Source organism: Microcystis sp. LSC13-02 (assembly GCA_002282935.1).
Taxonomy (GTDB): domain Bacteria; phylum Cyanobacteriota; class Cyanobacteriia; order Cyanobacteriales; family Microcystaceae; genus Microcystis.
This window is the reverse complement of record MTBT01000208.1, coordinates 1-4799: the sequence shown is the minus strand read 5'-3', so window position 1 is coordinate 4799 and position 4799 is coordinate 1. Positions and strand designations below refer to the sequence as shown.

4 protein-coding genes are annotated in these 4799 nt (G+C 43.8%); 3 read left to right on the top strand and 1 reads right to left on the bottom strand.

All coding sequences use genetic code 11. The features are described 5' to 3' along the window. The coding region (locus BGL89_RS12590) for a DUF3782 domain-containing protein (RefSeq protein WP_286825992.1) at window positions 1-244 on the bottom strand (244 nt) is incomplete at its 3' end. A 573-nt stretch (window positions 245-817) separates the two neighbouring features. Between BGL89_RS12590 and BGL89_RS12585 the strand changes: the two genes are divergently transcribed. From BGL89_RS12585 to BGL89_RS12575, 3 genes are all read left to right on the top strand, one after another. Continuing rightward, the gene (locus BGL89_RS12585; RefSeq protein WP_353743933.1) at window positions 818-2350 is read left to right on the top strand and encodes an NHLP bacteriocin system secretion protein; all 1533 of its coding nucleotides are present in this window, start codon (window positions 818-820) and stop codon (window positions 2348-2350) included. A 64-nt stretch (window positions 2351-2414) separates the two neighbouring features. Beyond that, window positions 2415-2591: a hypothetical protein gene (locus tag BGL89_RS12580; protein WP_002735384.1), complete on the top strand. Its 177-nt coding sequence runs from the start codon at window positions 2415-2417 to the stop codon at window positions 2589-2591. 55 nt (window positions 2592-2646) lie between these two features. Then, the coding region (locus tag BGL89_RS12575) for an aromatic acid exporter family protein (RefSeq protein WP_353743932.1) at window positions 2647-4799 on the top strand (2153 nt) is incomplete at its 3' end.

Sequence of the window (4799 nt, the reverse complement as noted above, 5' to 3'; positions counted from 1 at the left end):
CCCGTTTTACCGAAATACCAGGGTGAAACTCATGGACATCAATACCCCGCTCCTGAAACAGACGCACCACCGCAGGACGTACTTGCCACTCGACAAACTCTCCTAAACGATTGCCCAACTCCCCAATCTGCTGACTAACTCTGTTAATTTGTTTATCCGTTTCTTTTTGAGCTTGGGATAACTCTTGTTGGGATTGAGCTAATTGCTTTAGTATTGCCCGAATGTCTTCAATAGTGGCTGTCATAATGAATTTCTCTCAAGTTAAAGTGAAATTTTCTCTATTATAGCCCGATCGCTTTTTCTCCCTTGAAGTAACCGTTCAAGGGGGGACAAAATCTAGTAATCTAAAAAGACGTAGAAAAGAGCGGCTACTGTGAGAGAGTAGCATCCATGCCTCTAGGAAAGGCAGTGCTTCTCCTTCTCTGCTGCCCCAGGAGAGTCCTTCCACAGAGTCAATGCCACTGGCGGCTTGACATCCCCCCTCTGAACGGTTACAATGAAACTATAGGCCTTATGTAAGTTAAAAGCTGGATTGGTGTAACCTCGTTCGATAGATTATCTCTCTATTGGGAGTGTTGGACTCAAATACTTGATGCCTATTAGGTTGTTTTAGCTCACATCAAGCGTACTACTTTATTATCTTTCTTACACGAAATTTTAAAGGTTTGAGCCTTCGGTAAATCTTTCGACGTACCCTAGTCATCCTGTCTCAAAAATAGCTTGAGCGATTTTTTCAGAGGATTTTCCTAATCTAAAGTAATATCCTCTGAATGTTTATAATGTTACAAATTAAGTGATTTTTACTCATTTCAGTACAATGGCAAAAAATCAAGCTGAATCTATGTCTGATCAGAATTATCAGCAGCCAGATATGGGTGCGAAGAAAACAACGCAGGCTAGGATAGAACATCAGGATAATAAGCAAATAAAAACGGGAATTGATTCTAAAATTGATTCAGAAAAAACGTCTAAATATTCGGAGCCAACAGGAAGATTAGGGGAGATAATCCTGCGCTTAATGCCTGTGGGTCTTTTGCTCGGAGGACTGAGTTATTGGGCGATAGTTGGCAAGATTCCGACTCCTGTTCAGGGACGAGCGGTAATTTTGATTCCTCGTTCTATTGTTAATATCGAACCCCGTCAAGGTGGACGGGTGTTAACCCTCCTGATTCAACCCGGAGATTCTGTCAAAAAAGGGCAATTACTGGCAACTTTAGAGTTTCCTGAATTAGAAACAGAATTAAAAGATAAAAAGGATAGACTAGCAGATCTCAAGCAGCAGGATGAAAGAGTTGACTCTATTGAAGTGAGTCGTCGCCAATTGAATGCAGCCTCAATAGAGCGCCAGCAAAAGGCGAATCAGCTTCAGATTAAAGCACTTCAAGTTCAATTATCCAGTAATCAAAAACAGCGAGAAGCCTATCTCTCCCATGCTCGATATCTTAAAAATTTCCAGAACTCAACGGATGAAAGACTAGCCGCCTACGATAAACTTATCGAAGAGGGGGCTGTCGCCAAGCTAGATTTTCCCTCCTATTTATTTCAGTTCAATAATCTAGAGGCTTCTAATAGTATCAATCGCGTCCAAATAGAACTCGATCGCCTTAAGGGGGTTGATGAAAGCCTGCGAGCGCAGATGAACGCATTGACAGCACAGAATAATATACTAAACACAGAAAAACGGCAAATAGACCTCCAAGATACAGGCAGTGATATTCTTCGTTACAATGCGATCGCTGACCAGCAACGAGAGATTAATACGTTAAAAACCACTATTCAAGCCAACAAAAATGTAGTGAGTCTGTACAACGGCCAGATTTTAGACTTATCTGTTAATCCAGGGGAAGTCCTGGCTCCGGGGGGGCGCATAGGTACGTTAGAAGTCTCCAATCTAAAGGCCAAAACCAGCGTGGTGGCATTGTTTAAGAGTGGTGATGCCAAAAGATTAGAACCGGGCAAGGAAGTAGAGGTCGTTCCCGATCTCTATGATCGCGAACGCTATGGGGGTATCGTCGCTAAGGTCATTACCGTCGATCAGCAGCCGGTAACTGTGGCAGAACTGGCAAATCTAGTCGGAAGTAATGAACTCGCCAGCAAGCTGTTTCTGGGTAGAGATGAAGACGATCGCGATAAGCCTATACCCGTCAATGCAAGTGTTATCAAAGCCACTTTAGCGCTGAAGGTCGATCGCAATACACCGAGTGGTTTTTACTGGACCCAAGCCAAGGGAGCGCCCCAAACAATTACCAACGGGACTACCGCAGATGTCCATGCTGTGGTGGAAGAGCGTTCTTTAGTGAGTTATATAACCCCTGCTTTTCGCTGGATTACAGGGGTGTACCAACGTTAACCACAATCTTGCGCTCGCAAGTAGCTTAAAGAAACAAAGACTGGAATAAACGGTTAAACGTAATATGGAAAATCCGAAAAGACGTTCTCAATGGTGGACTTGGTGGTTTAAGTGGTGGATTATCGCCGCAGCGTTTGTCTTAGTAATCTTGATCCATAGTGAGCCTCCTCAGCTTTGGTTTTGGTTGGTGACGTTTTTGGCACTGATTTTATATGGGATTGAGCGAGCGATTAATGGGTAACAATGAGTAAGTCGAAAAAGGATATAGAGATACCTTGGACAGTAAAAACGGGCTAATGATCAGACAGGGATTGAAGTTTTCCCTGGGTGCTGCTCTCTTAACGAGTTTCTTTTGGCACCGAGGAAATGTATTAGACAACTTTGTCTATCCCGTCTTTGGGTATGTATCTGTACTGATTGAGCCATCGATGGGAGGTGCGATCGCCGCAGGTTTGGGGCGTTTGGGGGGAAGTGCTTTGGGGGGAATCATTGCCGCTATCCTGGTGAACGCCTACGGAATCCAAGGCTCAAGTTTTTTTGTCATTCCCTCTCTCACCTACATTTTAGCCGCCCTGATCTGTGAAACTTACCGATGGCAAGCCGCTTATTCCCAAGCCACACTACTGGGCGCTTTAATTGCCATGAGAGTGGTAGGAACATCAGCACAACAAAATATCTGGCTCTATTTGCGATCGCGCCTGATCGATAACTGGATCGGAATCGCTGTGGGAATTGCTGTGGCCTTACTATTTTGGCCCCAGAATACTCGATCCGATCTCAACCGGAACTTGATGGGAATCCTTCAAGATATACCGCACTTGTTCCAAAAAATCCTCGATCGCCACTTAAAAACTGAGGTCGAGGAGCGGGATTATCCTCTTTCTATTGAGCAGAACGAGCTTAACTTACTCAATCAGATTAAAAAATCAACACAAACTAGCCTTTCAACACTCACAAAAGCAACCCATGAATTCGGTAGTGAGATATTGGTGGCAGAAAATTGGAGTGAAATCTTGGCAATTCAGAACCAATTGACTCGACAATTAGCTGATCTGATGGCTTTTAAGGGCGAAAAGCAGGAACAAAATTTAGTGCATCAGTTCAGGGATGAATTTCACCAATTGGCGACTCATCTTACCGACAGCTTTGATAGCTTGAGGGATCTGAGTAACGCCAAAAAAATCTTAGCTACCCCTTACCTTACAGAATTAGAAGAAGATTTAGCGAATATTGGGGGTAAACTTGATCATCTCCGAACAAGTGGAGAAATTGACCGGTATGATCTTCAAGAATCACTACAGTTTTATCAATTTATTCAACTTGTATCTCGATTTATCCAACAATGCGAGGGATTACGAGGCAGGATAATCGATAAAACGAAAGTAACTGCAACTTTCAGACGAAGACACCTGATTACCTTTCCCAAATGGGTCCCTATATCCCTAAAACGCCTGATAGAAATTGTCAGTCTTGGCGTGGTTATTGGTTTGTTACTGGCTATTATTCGTCACATCGAGTTTCCCTATCCTTCTGCTTACGAAAAAGTTGCAGATATTGTGATAATAGGTGCAGTGGTCACTGTCATTCAACCGACACGGGGTCGAGCGATCGCGATCGGTTGTGCGGCAACTGTTTCGTTGAGTTTGACGATTCTCTGTATTTACCTGTTGGTCAAGTCCTTTGGTTATAATCCTTTTAGTAGCAGTCTGGCTTATTTTTTCGCCTACTTCAGTTGTGCTTGGCTGGGGTTTACACCCATCGCTCGCATCGGTGCGATTGTAGCAGCCGATGCCATCGGGAAGGATATTTTTCCTTTTTTCGAGCAAGGAATTCGGGCCGCACTGATTTCAGTTCCCGTAGGTGCGTTTCTGGGGGTGTTGCTGACCACTGTATTTATGACAGAATCGGCTACAAACGAACTGGAAACAGATTTTTCTGTGACTTTTAAGAAAATGGGACAGCTATATCAAAAACTGCTGTCAGGCTATTTTCAGGATACGATACCACCGTCAGATATCGCCCAACTGAAGCAGGCAATTACAGTGGCGATTGCCAAACATCCAGCCTCGGTTAAGATTGCCAGTCTCGAACAAATTTCCACAGTTTTAGCAACCAAACACCAAAATTTTTGGAATTTCTCCATCGGCTACGAACAAAAACTCTGGGCTCAACTGGATGCTTTACAAGATGGGCTAGAGCAACCGCTTCCTGAACCGATACGACAAAAGTTTTTACCTGAATTACAAGCGATCGCACAACGAACCGCGATCGCTTTTGATGAAATTGCTGAGGCGATCGCTGCTCAGGTCATTCTCAACCCACCAAAGTTAGGATTGCTCATCCAAGAAATTGAATCTCTTGAGAAGCAATTACTGAGCTTGCGGGTTGAGAGTCGAAGTTATCCCTTAAATGAGCTAATCGCCTTTAGCTCGGCTTTTATGACGATGAA

Excerpts from the sequence above, each read along its gene's own strand:
- BGL89_RS12585 (WP_353743933.1), top strand. The coding sequence starts at position 818 with ATGGCAAAAAATCAAGCTGAATCTATGTCTGATCAGAATTATCAGCAG.
- BGL89_RS12580 (WP_002735384.1), top strand. The coding sequence starts at position 2,415 with ATGGAAAATCCGAAAAGACGTTCTCAATGGTGGACTTGGTGGTTTAAG.